Annotated in this window: 21 protein-coding genes; 7 read left to right on the top strand and 14 right to left on the bottom strand. The window is 67.6% G+C overall.

Translation table 11 applies throughout. The features are described from left to right. Nucleotide 1: 1 nt before the first annotated feature. From ACIA1L_RS29195 to ACIA1L_RS29160, 8 genes are all read right to left on the bottom strand, one after another. Complete coding sequence (locus ACIA1L_RS29195; RefSeq protein WP_396076212.1) at nt 2-1,783, bottom strand: hypothetical protein; 1,782 nt, start codon at nt 1,781-1,783, stop codon at nt 2-4. Between the two features lie 263 nt (nt 1,784-2,046). Continuing rightward, nucleotides 2,047-2,376, bottom strand: a complete 330-nt coding sequence (locus tag ACIA1L_RS29190; RefSeq protein WP_396076211.1) for a hypothetical protein — start codon at nt 2,374-2,376, stop codon at nt 2,047-2,049. Continuing rightward, nucleotides 2,373-3,419, bottom strand: coding sequence for a hypothetical protein (locus ACIA1L_RS29185; RefSeq protein WP_396076210.1), 1,047 nt, complete (start codon nt 3,417-3,419; stop codon nt 2,373-2,375). The genes ACIA1L_RS29190 and ACIA1L_RS29185 overlap by 4 nt, the downstream gene beginning before the upstream one ends. 487 nt (nt 3,420-3,906) lie before the next feature. After that, a complete protein-coding gene (locus ACIA1L_RS29180) occupies nt 3,907-4,224 on the bottom strand; it encodes a hypothetical protein (protein WP_396076209.1) in 318 nt (105 codons plus the stop codon). A 21-nt stretch (nt 4,225-4,245) separates the two neighbouring features. Beyond that, complete coding sequence (locus ACIA1L_RS29175; RefSeq protein ID WP_396076208.1) at nt 4,246-4,866, bottom strand: N-acetyltransferase; 621 nt, start codon at nt 4,864-4,866, stop codon at nt 4,246-4,248. Nucleotides 4,867-4,973: 107 nt separating this feature from the next. Then, nucleotides 4,974-5,795, bottom strand: a complete 822-nt coding sequence (locus ACIA1L_RS29170; protein WP_396076207.1) for a hypothetical protein — start codon at nt 5,793-5,795, stop codon at nt 4,974-4,976. Nucleotides 5,796-6,190: 395 nt separating this feature from the next. Then, complete coding sequence (locus ACIA1L_RS29165; protein ID WP_396076206.1) at nt 6,191-7,060, bottom strand: L,D-transpeptidase; 870 nt, start codon at nt 7,058-7,060, stop codon at nt 6,191-6,193. Continuing rightward, a complete protein-coding gene (locus ACIA1L_RS29160) occupies nt 7,060-8,964 on the bottom strand; it encodes a protease pro-enzyme activation domain-containing protein (RefSeq protein WP_396076205.1) in 1,905 nt (634 codons plus the stop codon). Before ACIA1L_RS29160 ends, ACIA1L_RS29165 begins: the two co-directional genes overlap by 1 nt. A 480-nt stretch (nt 8,965-9,444) precedes the next feature. Between ACIA1L_RS29160 and ACIA1L_RS29155 the strand changes: the two genes are divergently transcribed. Beyond that, complete coding sequence (locus ACIA1L_RS29155) at nt 9,445-10,116, top strand: hypothetical protein (protein WP_396076204.1); 672 nt, start codon at nt 9,445-9,447, stop codon at nt 10,114-10,116. A gap of 41 nt (nt 10,117-10,157) precedes the next feature. Here ACIA1L_RS29155 and ACIA1L_RS29150 read toward each other — a convergent pair whose 3' ends face one another. Beyond that, the gene (locus ACIA1L_RS29150; protein ID WP_396076203.1) at nt 10,158-10,343 is read right to left on the bottom strand and encodes a hypothetical protein; all 186 of its coding nucleotides are present in this window, start codon (nt 10,341-10,343) and stop codon (nt 10,158-10,160) included. A 143-nt stretch (nt 10,344-10,486) separates the two neighbouring features. After that, complete coding sequence (gene fabG, locus ACIA1L_RS29145) at nt 10,487-11,191, bottom strand: 3-oxoacyl-ACP reductase FabG (protein ID WP_396076202.1); 705 nt, start codon at nt 11,189-11,191, stop codon at nt 10,487-10,489. A gap of 317 nt (nt 11,192-11,508) precedes the next feature. Here fabG and ACIA1L_RS29140 point away from each other — a divergent pair, with 317 nt between their 5' ends. Continuing rightward, the gene (locus ACIA1L_RS29140) at nt 11,509-12,324 is read left to right on the top strand and encodes a hypothetical protein (protein ID WP_396076201.1); all 816 of its coding nucleotides are present in this window, start codon (nt 11,509-11,511) and stop codon (nt 12,322-12,324) included. Between the two features lie 31 nt (nt 12,325-12,355). Here ACIA1L_RS29140 and ACIA1L_RS29135 read toward each other — a convergent pair whose 3' ends face one another. Then, a complete protein-coding gene (locus ACIA1L_RS29135) occupies nt 12,356-13,357 on the bottom strand; it encodes an MBL fold metallo-hydrolase (protein WP_396076200.1) in 1,002 nt (333 codons plus the stop codon). Between the two features lie 506 nt (nt 13,358-13,863). Then, complete coding sequence (locus ACIA1L_RS29130; protein WP_396076199.1) at nt 13,864-14,319, bottom strand: PRC-barrel domain-containing protein; 456 nt, start codon at nt 14,317-14,319, stop codon at nt 13,864-13,866. Nucleotides 14,320-14,608: 289 nt separating this feature from the next. Here ACIA1L_RS29130 and ACIA1L_RS29125 point away from each other — a divergent pair, with 289 nt between their 5' ends. Then, a complete protein-coding gene (locus tag ACIA1L_RS29125) occupies nt 14,609-14,974 on the top strand; it encodes a hypothetical protein (protein ID WP_396076198.1) in 366 nt (121 codons plus the stop codon). A 104-nt stretch (nt 14,975-15,078) separates the two neighbouring features. Here ACIA1L_RS29125 and ACIA1L_RS29120 read toward each other — a convergent pair whose 3' ends face one another. Continuing rightward, entirely contained in the window at nt 15,079-15,258 is a 180-nt protein-coding gene (locus tag ACIA1L_RS29120) for a hypothetical protein (protein WP_396076197.1), read from the bottom strand. Nucleotides 15,259-15,355: 97 nt separating this feature from the next. Here ACIA1L_RS29120 and ACIA1L_RS29115 point away from each other — a divergent pair, with 97 nt between their 5' ends. Continuing rightward, nucleotides 15,356-15,526, top strand: coding sequence for a hypothetical protein (locus tag ACIA1L_RS29115; protein ID WP_396076196.1), 171 nt, complete (start codon nt 15,356-15,358; stop codon nt 15,524-15,526). Next, nucleotides 15,523-15,933, top strand: coding sequence for a glyoxalase (locus ACIA1L_RS29110; RefSeq protein ID WP_396076195.1), 411 nt, complete (start codon nt 15,523-15,525; stop codon nt 15,931-15,933). The genes ACIA1L_RS29115 and ACIA1L_RS29110 overlap by 4 nt, the downstream gene beginning before the upstream one ends. Nucleotides 15,934-16,087: 154 nt before the next feature. On the opposite strand, the gene ACIA1L_RS29105 is transcribed toward ACIA1L_RS29110, so the two are convergent. Further along, complete coding sequence (locus ACIA1L_RS29105; protein WP_396076194.1) at nt 16,088-16,444, bottom strand: hypothetical protein; 357 nt, start codon at nt 16,442-16,444, stop codon at nt 16,088-16,090. Between ACIA1L_RS29105 and ACIA1L_RS29100 the strand changes: the two genes are divergently transcribed. Together ACIA1L_RS29100 and ACIA1L_RS29095 are read left to right on the top strand one after the other, a co-directional pair. Next, complete coding sequence (locus ACIA1L_RS29100) at nt 16,434-16,625, top strand: hypothetical protein (RefSeq protein ID WP_396076193.1); 192 nt, start codon at nt 16,434-16,436, stop codon at nt 16,623-16,625. The two genes, ACIA1L_RS29105 and ACIA1L_RS29100, sit on opposite strands and share 11 nt — an antisense overlap. Before the next feature lie 63 nt (nt 16,626-16,688). Then, the gene (locus ACIA1L_RS29095; protein ID WP_396076191.1) at nt 16,689-17,366 is read left to right on the top strand and encodes a VOC family protein; all 678 of its coding nucleotides are present in this window, start codon (nt 16,689-16,691) and stop codon (nt 17,364-17,366) included. Nucleotides 17,367-17,892: the final 526 nt, after the last annotated feature.

Here is a 17,892-nt window from a genome sequence, read left to right as displayed (position 1 = left end):
CTTAAAGTGCGGCGATCGCGATTTCTTCGGCCCGGACCCCGGTGCCGCCGCCCGACGCGGCGCCACCCGCTCCGCGGGCACCCGCGGCCCCGCGACCACCGGATGCCGGCTCGCCGACAGGTGAGGTCTCGGGCTGCTCGCCGCCCCCGGTGTCGCCGCCCTGACCGGGCGTCGGCGGTGCGATAGATTCCGAGCCGGTGTTCGGCCCTGACGTGCTGCCGTCGCCGGAAGGGTCGCCGTGCTGGCCGTCTTCGGCGTCGGCGGTGGGGCTCGGCCCGTCTGCGGCCGGAGCACCGACGGGACTCGCGGCCCCGGGGGCCACCGACTCGGCAGGAGGCGTTCCTTCGGCGCCACCCGGTGCCATGTCGCCGCCTTCGGCCGCCGAGGGGCTACCAGGCTGTCCGCCCGTCACGCCGTCACCCTGTGCGTCGGAAGAGGGATCCGCGTCGGCGGCAGAGCCAGTACCGAAGTCGCTGTCACCGGCACCTACGAGGCTGGACGCACGGCCAGCCGCGCCGTCCGCACCCGCCTCAAGATCTCCCTTGGCGGACTCCCCGCCCGCGGCGTCCATGTCGGCAGATGCGTTTCCGTCACCGGCCATCGCGCCCACGCCGGGTTCGGTGCTCTCGTCGGCGCTTTCATCGTCGTTACCGACGCCTGCCTGGTCCTCGTCCTCGCCCGCCGGCTCATCGGAGTTCGCTTGTGCCGGGTTCTGCTCGTCGGTGTCGGTGGTGGCCTGTCCCGGGGTGGTGTTGATGTCGTCAGCGGCCGAGGACATCTGCTCGACGGCCGCGTCCGCGGTACCGGAGTCACCGCCGCTGCCGGAATCACCGCCGCTGCCGGTCGGCTCGGTGAGGGCCTTGCCGAACGACTCGCCGACCTCCGAAGCGTTACCGGCGGCCGACAACACCCCGAGCGCGTTGACGTCGGACAGGTAGCCGTCCCACATGCTCGTCAGCCGCAGCAGCACGGCCGGGGTCAGCACCATCACCCAGATCAGCAGCAGCCCCTGCAGCGAGGCCATCAGGCTGTCCGACTCGTACGCGGACCGCGACCCGTAAATCCACAGCGCTGCGATGAAGAATTTGCTGCTGGCCAGGGCGTTGACGGTCCAGAACCAGCGCCGACCCCAGTGCCGGGTCTCGGGCATGACTTGCCCGGTCATGGCCATCGCGCCGAGCAGCGCGGCGCCGGTGGTCAGCAGGCTGCGGAACACGAGCATGATGAACAGCAAGATCAGCCCGATGATCGAGAACGCGGCGATCAGCAGCGCGACGAACCCCGTGCCGACGCCACCGGACAGTGCGGTGATCCCCTCGACGATCCATGACGGGTTCCAGGGCTTACTGGAGTTCGCGTCGATGAGCGCGTTGGTGGCCGTGTCCCAGGCCTGCACGATGGTGAACGCGATGCCGCCGGCGAAGCTGATGCCGAGGATGGCGCGGACCAGACCGCCGAGGGTCGACAGCGGGCCGGGGCCGCTGACGCGCAACCCGTTGATGATCGTCGAGATCAGGAAGAACAGGAAAACGAGGATGATCAGGACGCCGGCGATCGAGTTGTAGACGTCGTAGAACGCGTCGCTGGCTGAGGCCACAGACGTGAACTTGAAAACGATCTTGGCGAGCCAGGACAGCATCACGACTTCGCCGGCCACCACCAGGTCGACCAGGCCCTGCACACCCCAGCTGATCCCGGACGCTAGCGCTCTCTCGACTGCGTGACTGACTTTGCACTCGACGTCGGTGAGGGCGCAGGCACCATCGCTGTCGTCGTCCGGCACTGGCGGCGAGGGAATGCTGGGCGTCGGGCTGGCGGTCGGCGCGGGCGACGCTGTCGGACTCGGTGTCGGCAATGGCGGCGCGCTCGGTACGGCTGGGCTCGGCGTCGGTGCGGCAAGGCTGGATGGTGCGGCGTGCGCTGGGGTGACTGTCACGGTGAGAGTGCCGACGAGCGTGCACAGCAGCGCGAGCACGAGCGCCGTGACGGCCCTGCGGTGAGGCCGAGCGGTCCGTGGGACGGCCGGGGCGCCTGTCATCGCCTGGTTCACTGCTGCGCCAGCAGAAACGAAATGATCGTCGTGGCAGAACCGACGATGAGGGCCACCAGGCCGGCTTTCCACATCATCGCTTTGCCGCGGTCGCTGATCAGGTGGGCGCCGAAGATGGGGCCGACGCCGAAGGCGATCGCACCGCAGATCAGTCCGGCAACAGCAGCGACGATGCCGAGGAACATGGCGCCGTTGACGAGCGTGTAGAAGATGTCTCCGTTGCCGGGCACGGCCGACGGGTCCGGCTTGACCTTGTCGAAGTCGAAGCCGCCGTCTCCTGGTTCGCCCGGCTCGGGGATGGGCTCGGCGAGGATGCGGGAAATCACGGCAGAACCTCCTCGAGGTGATGACCCGCCGCCGCAGGCGTGAGCGTTGAGGTGGCTGCGGGCGGTGATGCGTCCTGGGAGGACTTGAGGACCGCGGCGGATGCGTGCAGCAAGGCGCGGCGGGTCGGGCGGCGCAGCCGCCGCACGTCGACGGGCTCCGGGGCGGCGAGCGCCGGGTCGTACGGGACGGTGACGAGGGCGGCGACCTGTCCGGCGAGCTGCCGGGTGACAGCACGGACGGCGCGCGGCGTGGACCTGTTGAGGGCCGTCACGACGACCACCACCCGGCTGGTGTCGAGGTCGGCGCGGCGCATCGCGGTGAGCAGATGCATGGTGTGTCGCAGGCTGTCGGTCGTCGCGCGGGCGACCAGGACGGGCACCGATGCCTGGGTGAGGGCGAGCCAGATCCGGCGGGTGTCGGCGATTGGCAGGTCGAGCAGCACCGTCGCGTGCGCGGGGAACAGTGCCCGCGCGACGGTGAGCGTCTGCCCAAGAGCGGGAGGCTGCCGGTCGCCGGTCGTGGAGGGCTCGGCGACCAGGGCACGCAGGCCGGTCGGACCGGTCCTCGCCCACCCGTCGATGTCCACCGGGCCAGTCGGATGCAGGTCGAGGGCATGGACGGCGTCGGCCACCGAACCGCTGTCGGCGCTAGGCATCCGGTCGGCGAGACCGTTCCACGAGCGGCCTACCGCGTCGATCGCGACAACGGGTGCCGGGCTCGCCAGGGCGAGGAGTCCGCCGAGCGCGGTGACCAGCGTCGAGCGGCCGACTCCCCCGTCCGCCGCCGACACCGCCAACAACCGGCTGCGGGAAGCAGTGGCATCAAGCCACACCTGGTCGACGAGACCGCGGGGACCTAGCCGTGCAGGTACGGGCCGCGTGGTGGCTTCGGAATCGATGAGGAGACCCGCGGCCGGCGGAGCAGCAGATGTGGGAAACTGCTCCGCCGGCTTGGGTCCGGCCACTGTGGACGGGTCCGGCGTGGACGGCGTCGCGCTGTAACGGGGATCAGCGGGTAGCTCGTCGCGGGACACGTTCGACATGTGGCCTGGCCTCCTCGGAATCGATTCGCGCCAGAGAAAGTGGGGCGGCGCGTATGCGGGAATCGGCTGGCCGTGGGTACCGGCGTCGAACCTCAGGGAAGTGAGGTTCGACGCCGGTTTGACCCCCCGGCCGGACCATTCGCACGTGACCGAAGAACCGAGCGGACTTCCTTAGAATTCGGCTTCGCTTTGTTCGATCACCTATCCGAGAATGACGAAGCACCTGACGTTTAAGAAGTCGGCATCCGTCAGCAAGTATCAGCGTTCGACATCACATGCCCGCAACCGTCAGCATGCGTCAGCACGCATTTGCGCATGATGTCCGAGGCACAGAAACACGCGATATCTATATGCGGGCATGCAGATGGCAGACCACGCTGACTGCCGAATGTGCTTGCAGTCAGCGTGGATGATCAGCCAGCAAGGAGAGTCGAGTTCGCCCAACGCTATTCGCGCGGACAATGACCCGTGGTCGTCTTTTCGCGGGTCAGGTTGTCCGCGGTTCACGCAGCGCGTCAAGTAGTGCTTTTCGGGCAACCACTAGTCGGCGCCCAACGTGCACTAGGGGAAGCGGAAAGGTGCCCTCTTCGAGGGCTTCTTTGACTTCTTTGGCTCGTAGGCCGATCTGCTTGCCCGCGACGAGGGGCGAGAGATATTCGGGCATTTCCTGGATTTGGGCGCGGCGTCTGCGCAGGTGGATGCGGTCGCGGAAGGCCCAGCCGTCAGGGCTGTTCTCGCGGCAGGGTTCTTTCGGCACCGAGTAGCATTTCGTGCAGAGCACGGTGCCTAGTTCCAGTGCGGCCATGACAGATCCGTCGGGCCGGGTTCAGGCAGCGGCCGAGGCCGCGCCAGCGCTGGGGTGGCGCAGCAGCGGGTGACGCGTCAGCCCGGTCTGGACTGTGTAGGTGGGCCGGGTGAGGTACCCGCGGCGTGCGAGCCAGGCGGCGGCAGTGCCGGTGTCGACGTCAACGTAGGCGGGTAGGCCGGCCGCGTCGAGGGTGCGGTGGTGAGCGTCGAGGAGAAGGCTGCCGCGGCCTGTGCCCCGCAGCGCGGGGGTGACGGCGAGCATGGCGAGATGGTGGTGCGGTAAACGCGGTTGGTGGTAGGCGGCGAGGGCATCGGCGAGGGCGAACGCCTCCCGGTGACGGCCGTGGGCCTTGCGGAACCGGCGGCGGTGTTCCCACGGGCGCGGCAATGGTGTAGTGCGGTCGAACCAGACCGCGACGCCGGAGGAGTCGCTGAGCATGTCGACATGTCCGTAGGTCAAGGCGTGTTCGGTGATGATGCGGGCGTGTGCGTCCAGGATGTCCTCGCGGTGCGCGTCGTCGGGGACCAGCCAGCGCGCGAGGGGCTGGTAGCGCAGGCCATCGGCAAGCAGCACGGCGGCTTGGCGGAGATCGCGCGGCGTAACGCGGGCGACTGTTGGCATAACAAGCGCGAACGGCATGACGCCTCCAGGTGGTTGAGGGTGTTGTGTGGGCGGCCACCGGCATGATGACCGCCCACACGGACGTCGACTTCGGACTGGACAGATCAGAGGTGCTCAGGGCTTGGTCAGCCGGTGACGGGCACGTGCGTGGTACGCGGCGTCGGTACCGGGGCCGGTCCGGAGCCGGTGTCCCGGCCGGTCGTCGACTCGGGTGTCCGCGGCGGTGTGCTCGACGTGGTGGGTTTTGGGCCTGGCTGGTGGTGCGAAGCGGTCGGGGTCGCGGTGGGCTTGTGTTGTGTGGCTGTCGGTGTGGGGGTGGGCTTGTGGTGTGAGGCCGTCGGGGTGGGTGTCGGGTCATGCTGCGTGGGCGTCGCGGTGGGTTGCGTCGTCGGTGGGGTGGGGTGCGACGTTCCCGGCGCGCAGGTGACGGAGGCGATGTTGATGGTGGCGGCCTCGGCGCCGGCACCGGCGGTGACCCGGACCTGCATGCCAACGATCGTGGTGGAACCGTCGTCGTTGCGGATCTTGACGCCGTACGCCACCGCCACCTTCTTCCCGGTGCCGGACGCGCCGCTGGCGTGTGACGACACCGATCCATCCGTGCAGGTCGCGGTGACCTCGTCGGCGTGGACGAGGCCGTCGAACGCGGTGAACCCGGAAACGGTGGCGGATGCTTTGCCAGCACCCGCGGAGACCGTCGCGGCGTTGATGCTGATGGCGCCGTCAGCGGACCGCGCGCCGCCGGAGGACGATTGTTTGGCACCGTCGGTGCTGGACACGGCGGGGGTGGCGCCGATCGGGGCTGCGCCGGAGGCGGAGATGCCGTAGGCGGCGTCGTGGTAGCTGCCAGCGGCGTCGGCCTGGCTGCTCCAGACGGCAATACCGAGGCCGGTCAAGGCGAGAGCGGCAAAGGCGGTAACGCCTGTGCGTGTAGCTCGTGCATTCATCGAGGATGGGTCCTTCCTAGAGGTCGATGATGTGGGGAAGGGCTGCCGACCAATCGTTGTCGCGCTCGGAAGTCGTGTGTTGCGAACGTCTGCGTACGTGTTGCGCCCTGAGGGTGTTGGCGCAGTGGAAAGCGCTCGGATCCAGGCGAACATGATGGTGTGCGGCCGGGTCTACCGCGCGTGTGGCAGAGGATGTGGCAGCAGATTCAGCGTGTGGTCAGTAGGGCGGCCATCGAGTCCAGGCCGGCGGTGGCCACCACCGCGACTGCGGCCGTTCGGGAGGATGACGCGGTGGCGCGGGACCGGATCCGCGCGGATCATGCGGTCCGGGTGGTGGACCCAGCACAATCGCTAGGCCGGCGAAAGCGAGAACCACGGCAATGCCCGCCGCCATCTCAAGCACGGCCATCACGACCCTTCTTCCGGCTGGCGACGCGCACGAGGGTGCCCAGCGGAACCTGAGCGAGAGTGCGCAGAGCCGACGTGGGTACGCGGATGCAGCCGTGGCTCCCGGGTTGGCCGGTCGGGGCAGACGTCCAGGCGTGGATAGCGACCGTTCCCGGGCCGCCGGCGTACCGGTCGAATACGGTGCTGTGCGTTCCTAAGGCAAGGATCAGGGGGGTCCAGGGTTGCTGCGGGTCGCGGATTGAGGCGAGCAGGAAAGTGTCGCCTGTCGGGGTGGGCGTGTCGCTGGTGCCGACGGTGACTGTCCACGACTTGGTGATCTCGCCGTCGCGCAGCAGGTCCAACCGCGCCGCGGCGAGGTCGACGCGCAGTTCGTGGCGAGTGATGGCCCGGCGCAGGCCGGCCGCCGCAAGCCATCCGGCGGAGCCATTCGGGCGGCTCGGCAGCAGGACTTGCACCCATCCGGGTTGTTCGGCGACGACGGGTAGCCAGGTGTCATTGCCGAGCTGGGTCTTCGGAAGCCGAGCGAAGGCCCGCCCGCCGGGGGCGGTGAATACCGGCACGGCGGCCGGGTTGTGCACCACCGACGATGTTCCGGCCGTGGTGAGCGTCGGTTGGTGGGGAGCGCGGGTGAGCGTGGCCTCGGTGTCGACGACGGGTAACCGCCGCAGTACCTCGGCGGGCACGTGCGGGACCGCGATCGGCGCGGGCGCGATTGTGATCGGGTGGGTGCCGACGTTGGCGGGGGCCGGCGGGTGATGCCTGGTGCTGACCACGGTGAGGGTCACCGCGGTCAGCACCATGGCCACACCGGCCACGCACAAGACGCGCATCGCCCGGGATGAGCCCACAAGACGCATCAGGACACGACATCCGTCAGGAAGGTGCGTCCCGGTACGCCGAGGCCGGTGGCCGCGTCATAGCCGGGTCGGGTAGTCAGCGATGGCTGCACACCGGCGTCCACGTCGACCAGGTAGTCACCGGGCGGAAGATCGGCGCTGATACCGGGTGTCCAGATCCCCGCCGCGACGTGAGTGACGTCGGCGAGTGCGGATCTGCCGGCGCCTGCCTTGGCGTAAAGCACAGGGGCGAGCAGTCCGATATTCGTGTCTGGGCCGGCCTTGGCCTGAGCCAGCGCGGCGAGCGACGCGACGATCGGCGTCGCCAGCGACGTTCCACCGACGGGTCCGGTCTGGAAGGTGCCGTTCGTGGTCGTGCCGATGGAGAAGCCGGTGTACGGGTCGGCGAGTGCGGACACGTCCGGCACCATCCGCTTGTTTCCGGAGAGGGTGGACTGCCACGTCGGCTTGGTGACGTACGCGCTGGCGCCGCCTCCGGCTCCGCCGATGAACGCCGGGTTCAGGCGCTGCCATTGACCACCGGTGAGGGTGTTGCCGGCGTTTTCCCAGCCGGTCTGCCACAGCAGCTTGTTGTCGGCACCGAGCGCCGCGGTGGTGCCGCCGACCGCGGTGACCCACGGCGAGGACGCAGGGAACGACACGTTGCCAGCGCGGCCACCGGGCAGCGTGGACGTGTCGCCGTAGTCACCGGACGCGAAGTACGTGCCAATGCCCAAGATCGTGGCGCGGGCCAGCATGCTGTTGGTCGCGGTCGACGCCGCCGGGTCAGGCTCGGCGAGCATGCTCCACGAGTTCGACACGATGCTGGCATCCAGCGACGCGTCGCCGATCACCTGCGCCAAGGCTTCTTCGAGCTGGGTGCAGTCGGCGGCCGGGACGTACACGATCCGCGCCGCCGGGGCGATCGTGTGGACGGTCTGCACGTCGAGCGCCTGCTCAAGATGCCAAGAGTTCTGATCACAGTCCACTCCCGCCGTCGGGGTGGTCGGATACCGCTTCACCTGGTACCGGTCTGCCGGCAGGGCCGGGACGCCATTGGCGACGAACGCCTTGTTGGCGTCGGCCAGAGTGGTCGCATTGTCGTAGGCGCCGACGATCACGACGGTCTGCCCAGCACCGGTGTCGGAAGGTGTGAGGCCGTACAGCGAGCGCAGCTGCGCACCGTTGTAGCCGCACAGCTGGTTCGACTGCCGGTCCGGCCCGTACTTCTGCGGCACGTCGGCGTTCCACTGACCCCAATACGTGTTGCAATACCGGCCCGTTCCGGAACTTCCGGCTGCCGGCCGCGCCTTGGGGGCCGAGGTCGCACATGGCCGGTTCCCGGTCGGTCGCGAGCTGGCGAGGGCTGGCACACACCCCGGCGCCGCAGACACCTGTCGCGGTCGGACGTGTAGTGGCCGGGCGACCTGCTGGGTCAGGCCGCTGACCGCGAGGACGTCGGAGGCCACTGGTGCGGGTAGCCGCGCCGGTGAGGCCGCCGCCCGCACGGTCACCCCATCGACGGTGACGCGCTGCAATCTCGTGTCGAGCGCCGCTGTCGCCGTCCGGGCGGTGCCGTGAATGGTCAGCCGTGTTCCGGTGGAGTCGAGGTGACCGACCGAAAATCCGGCGTTGCGCGCCCACGAAGTGACGCGCGCCACCCGCGCTGGGCTGGCACCGAAACGTTTACGGAGCTGGCGGCGGTCAAGGAATCGATGTGCCTTCCCGCCGACGGCGGCTACGGCGGAGCGCTCGACGTCGGCCGGTTTCGCACCGGCCAGCGTCAACGTCAACGTGACTGGCTCGTTGGGGGCGACCGTGCTGCCCCCGCCCGGCACAACCGGGGCGGCGATGGCGGGTGTCGACAAGGCCAGCAGAGAGACCGCGATGCCGGCTGCGGCGAAGCGCAGGTAACGGATGTGCACGAACAACCTCCAAGGTGCCGGCGTATCACCGGCTCGACGAGTTCAGAGCGTGATCGCAGGTGCGTCACCGTCGGGGCGGCAAGGGCTCACGGCCGGCTTCCGCGAGGCGGCACGCCACCACCAGGGCGCGACGCCGCATTCGACGCATCCGCGTCGAGGCACCGCGGCCCACCGGCCCGCGGATTTGCAGGGCACTGCAAACCACAGTGGATGCGCAGGACGGGACTACTCGAAAGTCAGCCGCCGGACGGTGGATGGGGATCACATCGACAAGCCTGGTAAACCGACGTCTTCGTCGGAAGTCGGCATCCGTCAGCATCCGTCAGCACGCGTCAGCACAGCTAGAATGATCTTGCGGACAGCAGCAGCGGCCGGGTGGACTCTTGACGCGGCCTGGCTCGCCGATTAAATACATGCCCAGGACTTCGATGGAGGTCTTCAGCACGCCGCGACGAGCGGCCAACGTGGGGGTCTTGTTCGATGAGCGTGCCAACGCACGAAGTGCTACCCACCGACTGCGGGATACGGCTCCCATCGCAGGTCAGGGCCGCGCTGGTAAGCCTTGGATCAGCCTGCAACCTCGCGGCGCTGGCACTCAACCAGGCAACACTCGGCGAAATCACGGCCACGGTCGCCAGCGAAGGTGCCCATGCTCGCGGCGGCGATGTCGAGGTGAGCACCGCCGACATGCTCGCCGTGAGTGCCTTGAGCTACGTCGATCAGCTCACCGTCGTTTACACCATCATCACCGCACGGTATGCCGCCTACGCCGCTGCCACAGCCTTCGCCATTGCTGCGGACTGTGAGCCCGCGGCTCCAGGCGCTGAACAGCTCTCGCTGCTGCCGTCACACCTGCTGCGGGAACCTGAGGCATTGCTACCCAGCATCGGGTTCGCGCAGGACACGGCGAGTACCCCCCTCGCCGAGCAGCAGGACCATGTCGCGCAAGCGCGCCAGGACCTCATGCAGATCATCAAACGACACCTCGATGGCAGCCCGATCTCGCAATATGACGACCCAGCGGCCGTCGCCCGACGCCTCCACCAATCGACTGACCTGTCGCTCATGTTCGCCACCGCTCTGCACAACTACGCAGGCACCACGGCGTGGGCCATCGGCGTGTTCACCGGCCCCTCACCCGAGTACGACTGAGCTGCAACGGGAAACGGCCCGCCTCGAAAGGCGGGCCGTTGTCACCACACGAAGTCCGGATCCTCGGTCATTCCGAGTTCCGCGACCGTCACATCGAGTACCAGCGCCAACAGCCGCCGGTTCGCCTCGTTCGGAACGTTGAAGTTCGTCTCCCAGCGATACAGCGAGTTTTTGAGCGCCTCCACAGTCGGCGCCGCACCGCGGCGCCGACACAGCTCGTAGCGCATCCGCTGCGCCGTCTGACGTTGCGAGTATCTCCGACGCATCCGCGCCCGGCGTATACGCCGACCCACCGAATACTGCGGCTGCGGTGTTCCCTCGTCCTCCATGTTCCCGTCGCCCCCCGGCACGCGGTCACGGCACATCATGGTCAGTGCCCCATCCCGACGCCGCCGTCAACGGGAAGCACGGCGCCGGTGACGTAGCTGGCCTCGTCACTGGCCAGAAAAGCGATCACGTCGGCTACCTCCTGCGGCGATGCCGCACGCTGCAACGGAATGCGCGACAACATGTGCTCGCGCTGCGCCTCGCTCAGCCCAGCGGTCATGTCCGTCAACGTGTAGCCAGGAGCGACCACGTTCGCCGTGATCGAACGGGACCCGAGTTCCCGGGCCAAACTACGTGCCATCCCCACCAAGCCAGCCTTGCTGGCAGCGTAGTTGCATTGACCCGCTTCGCCGAGCATGCCGACCGCCGACGACACGAAGATCAACCTTCCCCAGCGCGCACGGACCATCTTCATCGTCGCGCGCTTTGCGACGCGCCAGGCCCCGGTCAGGTTCGTATCGACCACACCCGCGAAGTCATCCTCATCCATCCGCAGCAACAACTTGTCGCGTGTGACACCCGCATTCGCCACGACGATCTCGACCGCGCCAAGCTCCGATTCGACCGCATTGAAAGCAGCGTCCACCTGAGCTGCATGATCCACATCACACCGAACCGAGAACACGTCATTCTCCGGCGGTGACTGACGGTAGGTCACCGCAACCCGGTAGCCGCACCGCACGAACGTTTCTGCCGCCGCTCGACCGATCCCGCGGGCTCCCCCCACCACTAGAACCGTTCGGCTCATAATTCGATCCCCCTGCATACGTCGATGCCGCTTTCACCTGCCGAAAGCCGCCGCGCCCTCATCGATGGGGCACGCTGATCCCCTCATCAGACCGAACAGTGTGCATGGTGTTGCGGATCCATACCAGACAGTGCCACTACCGCTACTGGGACTAGCGATTTGGATGACTACATTCAGCGACAGCGATGGCCCTCCGCGTCTCGGCCGGGATGGGGTTCCCGTGCAGGGGGAGACAAAGGGACCACACGCGGTGATCGGCGCTGATACGTTCGATGATGCTTCACGCGCGGCCAGCGTGACCTGACCCCGAGGACGACATGACAGGTGAGACTCAGACAGGACTCTCCACCACCGACATCAGCGACGAACTCGCCCGTCACGTCAAAGCATGGCGGCAGCGGCTGGACCCGAACATCTTCCCCGACCACCACACCGGAGCGCGCCGGCGGCAGAGGGTCAGCCAAGAACTCGCCGCAGTTCGCATCGGCTGCAGCCTCGCCTGGTACCGCAGCCTCGAACGCGGAGAAATCCACAACTGGTCGAGCGATCTACTCAACCGCGTCGCCATCACCCTGCACCTGAACGCCGACGAACGCGTCCTGCTGTTCCTGCTCGCCACCGGCAACGAGCCACAACCCTCCGCCGATGCAGCACCCATCGCCAACGGCCTCGAGTCGCTGATCACGACGCTGCGCAGTCAGCCCTGGCCGGCTTACCTCAACGACGAAGCCTGGGACTTGATCGCCTACAACCAGCACATGGCCGACTGGTTCCCCTGGGTAACCGGAGGCGAGTCGAACATCATGCGCTGGGTCTTCACCTACCCCGAAGCCAAACAGCAACTACACCGTTGGGAAACCGACTGGGCACCCCAGATGCTGGCCCAGATTCGCTTCGTCCACGCTCGACTCCCCGAACATCCCAGGCTCAAGGTCATCATCGACGAGATCCGGGCCAAGTGCGCCTTCGCGCGGGACCGTTGGGACGACACCTCGACCTACCAACACCCCGACGGGGATCGTCGCTCGCTGTTCTTGCCGTACCACCAGCGGGAAAAACCGGTCAATATCGTCGCCCTGCAACCACTGCGCGCCCCGAATCACCGGCTCATCTACGTAGTTCCAGCGAGCTGAGCAGGGCAAGCGCCGAAACACACGACTGCGGTCAGCTCCCCACCCGGACAATCCGCTGCTCGAACTCGGCAGCGTGAGCGAGCACCGCCAACAACTCGTCGCGCGGCTGACCCAGGTTGGCGTACAGCGCCGACAACGTGATGACCAGGCGCTCACGATGACCCCACCGGGCACAATTTTGCGGTAGCCGGATCTCGTCGGCAGCCTGCCAATAGGGCACTCCCGCCGCGAACAGGTGACTCCCCTGCTCGGCGACCAGCTCAAGGTAGGTGCGGAACAGGCGCACGCCATCAAGATCCGTGACAGGACCATGCCCGGGAACCACGAACTCGGCGCCGGTCTGCAGAATCACGTCACATGCCTTGATCCAACTCTCGGCCGGACCTGTCCACATGATGGGGTGATCGTCAACGAACAGAATGTCCCCGGTGAACACCGTGCGGGCGTCCGGCACATGCACGATCACGTCGCCGTCGGTGTGCGCCGGTCCCACCTCAATCAGCTCGACCACCCGATCACCCACTCGGACATCCAGCCGCCCGGTAAACGTCCGGTCCGGCCCTGTGACAGCGATGTCACGGAAGTCGAAGTGCCCGAAGTAGCGGCGCATATAATCACCCAACGCCGTCGCTGGACCATCGGGCGCACTCAACGCCGCGAGCTGCGCGGGAGGCACCTCGTGCGACAGCGCATCCCGACATGCTGCGGACCCGATCTTCGTTGCACCGGCCACCAGCTGGTTGCCCCAGCAGTGATCACCGTTGGGGTGTGTCGTCACTACAGTCTCGATGACCACCCCCGGGCAGCTGTCCTTCACCGCGGTCAGCAGCTCCCGAGTCATCGGCAAGTCGAACTGAGTATCGACCAGCAACGCCCGATCTCCCGACACCACCAGCCCACAGTTGCTAAACCCCCAAGACCCCGAGGGCCTCAGATACGCGAACGTGTCCGCGGCAAGCTGGTGAATCCCCCGGCTGTACGAAACGACCATGGACTCATCCTCGATCACCAACAACGGATCGGGCAATCCCATCCCACAACGCCCGGTCCCTCGTCGAGCATTGTCAACGACCCGTCAGGTCGCGAGATCCGCTGCCTGCTCGCTCAGTGCACGCAACCGGACCGAACAACGAGCCGGTCGGGACGGTACGCATTCCTCGGCCGTAACGACCATACGCGGGCGACCCGCTCCGTCCGAGCCAATTCGAGCAGGGCTCACCCCTTGCGAAGTTAGAGCGACAGATCACCCGCCAACGAATGTGGACCCCGGCCGCCGGATGGCTTGGCGGTGCGCCGAAGCGCACGGTGGCGCGGCCCAGGCCGGTGCCTTAACACCCAACTTGGGCCGCGTACGTCGTTGATAGGCGCCTGCCTTGCCCGCTACGACAGATCGTGCCCGTCCTCATCGGCGGCGCCTTCGGTTGGCACCAGGTGCCAGATGTGTGGAAGCCCAGCACGTACTTCGGAGCTCGGGCGGTAGTGAATCAGCCGACGCAGGGCGGCGGCCATTCATCGTCATAGAATGGAGATGGGGGTGGGTCAGTTTGTGGGGGGCGTGTCGCGGTAGCTGCCGGTGTAGTAGGTGCCGACCTGTTCGCGGTAGGCGGGGGTGTTGAAAGTGTCCTTGTCGTACTCCGGCGAGTCCTTGATCTGGGCTTTGGTCCGGTCGACGTGCACCTTGTTGTCGTCGTGGTCGACCCGGACAACTGTGCCGGCGGGCAGCAGTACCTTGCGGCCGAAAATCCAGGGTCCGGTGTCCACGACCAGGTAGGCGTTGCCCACGTCGTAGGTGGCTTCGTCGATCTTGCCGATGCTGCCGTCGGTGGCCTCGACGTGGTAGCCGGCGAGGAGGTCCGCTCCGGCCAGGTCCGTTCCGGTCTGATTGTCGGTGCGCGCCGCGTCGTCGCGGTCGGCGTCAGCGATATGTGCGGTGTCGGGATTGCTCGTCGCTGCGGGGTCGCGCCATGACCACGGCTCGAACACGAAAGGCTGCATGACAGGCTCCTTGATCGCCGTCAGTGAATATGCTGTCGGTGGTGACGTACCCGCCCGGCACGCCTCGAACCCTGCACCCGTCGGCGGACAACGACGGGTGCTGGCGCCGACTGGGTGGGAGGCTGCAACGGGCTCGATCAGCCCGGCGGGCGGCGGTCCCTGAGGGGCGGACCGCGTCGGGATCTGTGTCGGGTTCCGGGGCGATGAGCGGGCCGTGTGGGTTGCCTCTGGGCTCATGCCAAGCGCTTTGTGCCCGGCAGCGCTTGCGCTGCTAGGCGACGATCACGAGATGGCACGAGAGTATGTAGGTCCCGTTCCCGACGCCCAGTGGCGTCTCCTGCTCACCGAGTCCCTGGATCGTGCGGATGAGTTTCGGGTGCACATGCCCGACGGCGATGGCCCTTTGAGTTTCGGGCGTACGGAGTTCATGAAACTGCCGGCGGTGCAGGCGCGACCGTGGAGCGGTATGGCGGACGCCATCGAGATCGCCGGCCCGATGTCATCGGCTGCGAAGGACCTGTTCCTGCGGCTTGAGGTGTCCATCGAATCGTTCGACCCGGAACGCAAGCTGTGGGACTACGAGCTCCTGACGGGCGGAACGGTGACCCTGTCGATCGGCGACTACCACGACCTCATGGTGCAAAGCCTCGACTAGCAGACTTGCCGCCACGGCATCGGTATCCCGCTGGTGCGCGAAGGTGCCGCCGACGATGCGCGGCCCCGAACGCGCCCAGCCGGTCCGGACTCAGACCCATTTGGCTACCGGCGTTGCCGGGAGCTTTTGCGGATCGTGTCGGCGGAGGCTAGGAGTCGGGACGTCCGACCAGGCCGAAAGTCCTGGATGTCCTCCGGCTGGCGCCGCCGGCCCGGTGGGGCCTGCCCGGCAGCATCGGGGTCGTCGTGGGTGGCGGTCGCCGTCACAGTGCTGTTCGCCTTCATCAGCGCCTCGCTTGTTCTGCGGACCGGCCGCCGCCGACCAGCGCCGAGTTGACGGCGATCTCCAGGCTCGCTACGCCGGGATCACTCCATCACGCAGGTGGACCGGTACGAGGGGCTGCACATCGACGGCAACGGCGAACGCGCGCCCGCCTACGTCCGTTACTGGACCGAGCAGACGCCCGTTGCGCGGCTCCACGCTGGGACGTCGCGGGTGCCTCGCGCCCCGCCGGACGATGACGCGGGGTCGCAGGAAAAGATCAGTCGATGAACCGACGGGGCAGCCTGCATCACCTCGAACTCTGGATGGACGACGCCACCACGCCACAAGGTCCCTGGCCGTGGCTCCTGACCCGGCTTGGCTACACCGTCGACAACGTCTGGGCAACCGGATGCGCCTGGGCCAGCGGTGAGGCATACGTCGTGCTGGAATCCGGACGAGACCACATTCGCGGCCGTCACGAACGCCTGCACAGCGGGATGAATCACGTGGCCTTCCGCGCAGGCTCCCGCGACGAACTCGACCTCTTGGTCGCCGATGCTCCTCGGCACGGCTGGTCGTTGATGTTTACCGACAGGCACCCTCACGCCGGCGGCCCCCACACCTACGCCGCCTACCTTGAGGACCCTCACGGATTCGAGGTAGAGCTTGTCGCTGACGAGCTCGAATTCCCGTGAGCCTCGTGCCTGCCTCATCGCGCATGTTGGGGTTTGGCTCACCAGGTCAGCCGCTCGGGTGCCCTCGAGCACGGTTGGCGTCGACGGCCGCACAAGCTGTCACGCGGTCACCGCGGGACATTGGGACTCTGGAAGGTGCCAGGCGCCTGCCGGATCACCTGTTTGGTCGAGAACCGGGCCTCCGACCGCGACGCGCGGGCCCGGCACTTCGGGGCCGGACAGTCTGATCAGTCGGGCCGTCGACGGCGCCGGGGCTGGAGAACGACACCGGCGGCGCCGCAGCCCGCGAAGACGTGGGCGGCGGCCATTGCGCCGCGGTGACCTGCGCTCCGGTGACGGGCAACGCGGGCGACACACGGTCAAGCAGACGCTGCGCCAGATCGGCGTCGATGTCGAGGTCGTCGCTGATCCGCACATCGGCAGTGATCGCCAGGTCCACGACGTCGTCGCTGGTGAACGCTCCGGCTCCGAGGGTGCTGATCCGCCGGGCGAATTCCTGCATGCTGACCATCGGCAGTTCCATCCTCGGGTTGCTGTTAATCCACCGTACCGCCGCCTTGATCGGCTGTTCTCGTCCGCACGCCACGCAGCCCGCCACCCGCTATGCAGCGTCGCCGAAGCCAACCGGGCAGCAGGGCAGCTCGCCGCCATGTCAGTGGGCCTGCCGCATCGTCGACCGCTTCATCGTCTAGGCCGGGCGTCGGCCACCCGTGTCGCTGGGGGATCCCGGAGCCGGGTGGGTTACGGTGCCGGCCATGGAGTCTCGGGTACAGGCCGCCGTACCAGTGGTGTACGTGCGTGACATGGCCGCAAGCCGGGCGTTCTACGCCTTGTTCGGCTACCACGAGCAGCGCGCGGGCGGCGACGACAACGCCAGCTGGTCATACCTGCAATGCGCCAAGCACACCCTACTGCTGGCCTGCGTGCAGCCGCCGCTGATCCCGGCCGAACTCCCGCTGTTGATCTACCTGTACGTCACCGACCTCGCCACCACTCGGGCAGCACTCGACCAGGCCGAACACGCCCACGAACTCGTCGGTTACCCCGATCACGCGCCCGGCGGGGAACTGCGTACCCGCGACCCCGACGGCAACGTCGTCCTCATCGGTCAGCGCACCGCGATCCCACCCGAGGACCGGGCCACACCGACTGGCCCGCAAGCCCGTTTTTCCCTGATCAAGCAGGCGGCTGAGGCCGTCAGCCGGCGCGGCGGCGCCCCGGCCACCTGCCGCATCGGGGAACCCGACGGCACCGCCTGCGACCGCCCGGCCGAGGTGAAACTCGCCGACACGTGGGGCGCCACCGTCTGGGGCTGCCTCACCCACGTCGACGAAGCCCTGATCAACGCGCCGGGTAGCTTCATCGCGACCGAGGACCAGCAAGGTCTCGGGCCATGGCTGCACCAGCGCCTGCGACCCGCCCCCGGAGCCTGACCGGCACGATTGTCGACAGCGCCATGGGTGGCAACGCGCCCTCTGCAGAGAGACACCGCCTGCGCGCCCGTTCAGGTTCGTGTCGGCCCAGGAGTAGCTGGCGCCGACACGAGCCATAACGCCTCGGTTCTCAGCTGCGCACGCCTCGCATGCACACCAAGAGCACCGTGGCCATCGGCGGCAACGCCCGTTCTTAAGGCTTGCGACAACCGTGCCGCGGAGCAGCGGGATTTGGAGATTCTGCCGAGACGCCGACCTAGGGCGGGGCAGACTGATCTCGTCTCCAGGTGGTCAGGAAGACGGACAGGAGCAACCGGACACGCACCCCGAGGCGTCCCCGGCGGCCAGCAGCACGTAGACCTGCAAACGCGGGCCGCGTCCCGGGCCTGTCCCTGTTCCTGTCCGCCTGGGCTGGCCCTGCCCGGGTCCCCAGTCCAGGCGGCAACAACACGCACTAACCGCCCGCACAAATCCGGGCCGAACCTGCGCACGGTTTGCGTATCCCTTGAGGGTGCCTTGAGCCAGC

This window comes from Actinoplanes sp. NPDC051859 (assembly GCF_044452725.1).
Taxonomy (GTDB): Bacteria; Actinomycetota; Actinomycetes; order Mycobacteriales; family Micromonosporaceae; genus Actinoplanes.
The sequence above is the reverse complement of the archived record's forward strand: the minus strand, read 5'-3'. Positions and strand labels throughout refer to the sequence as shown.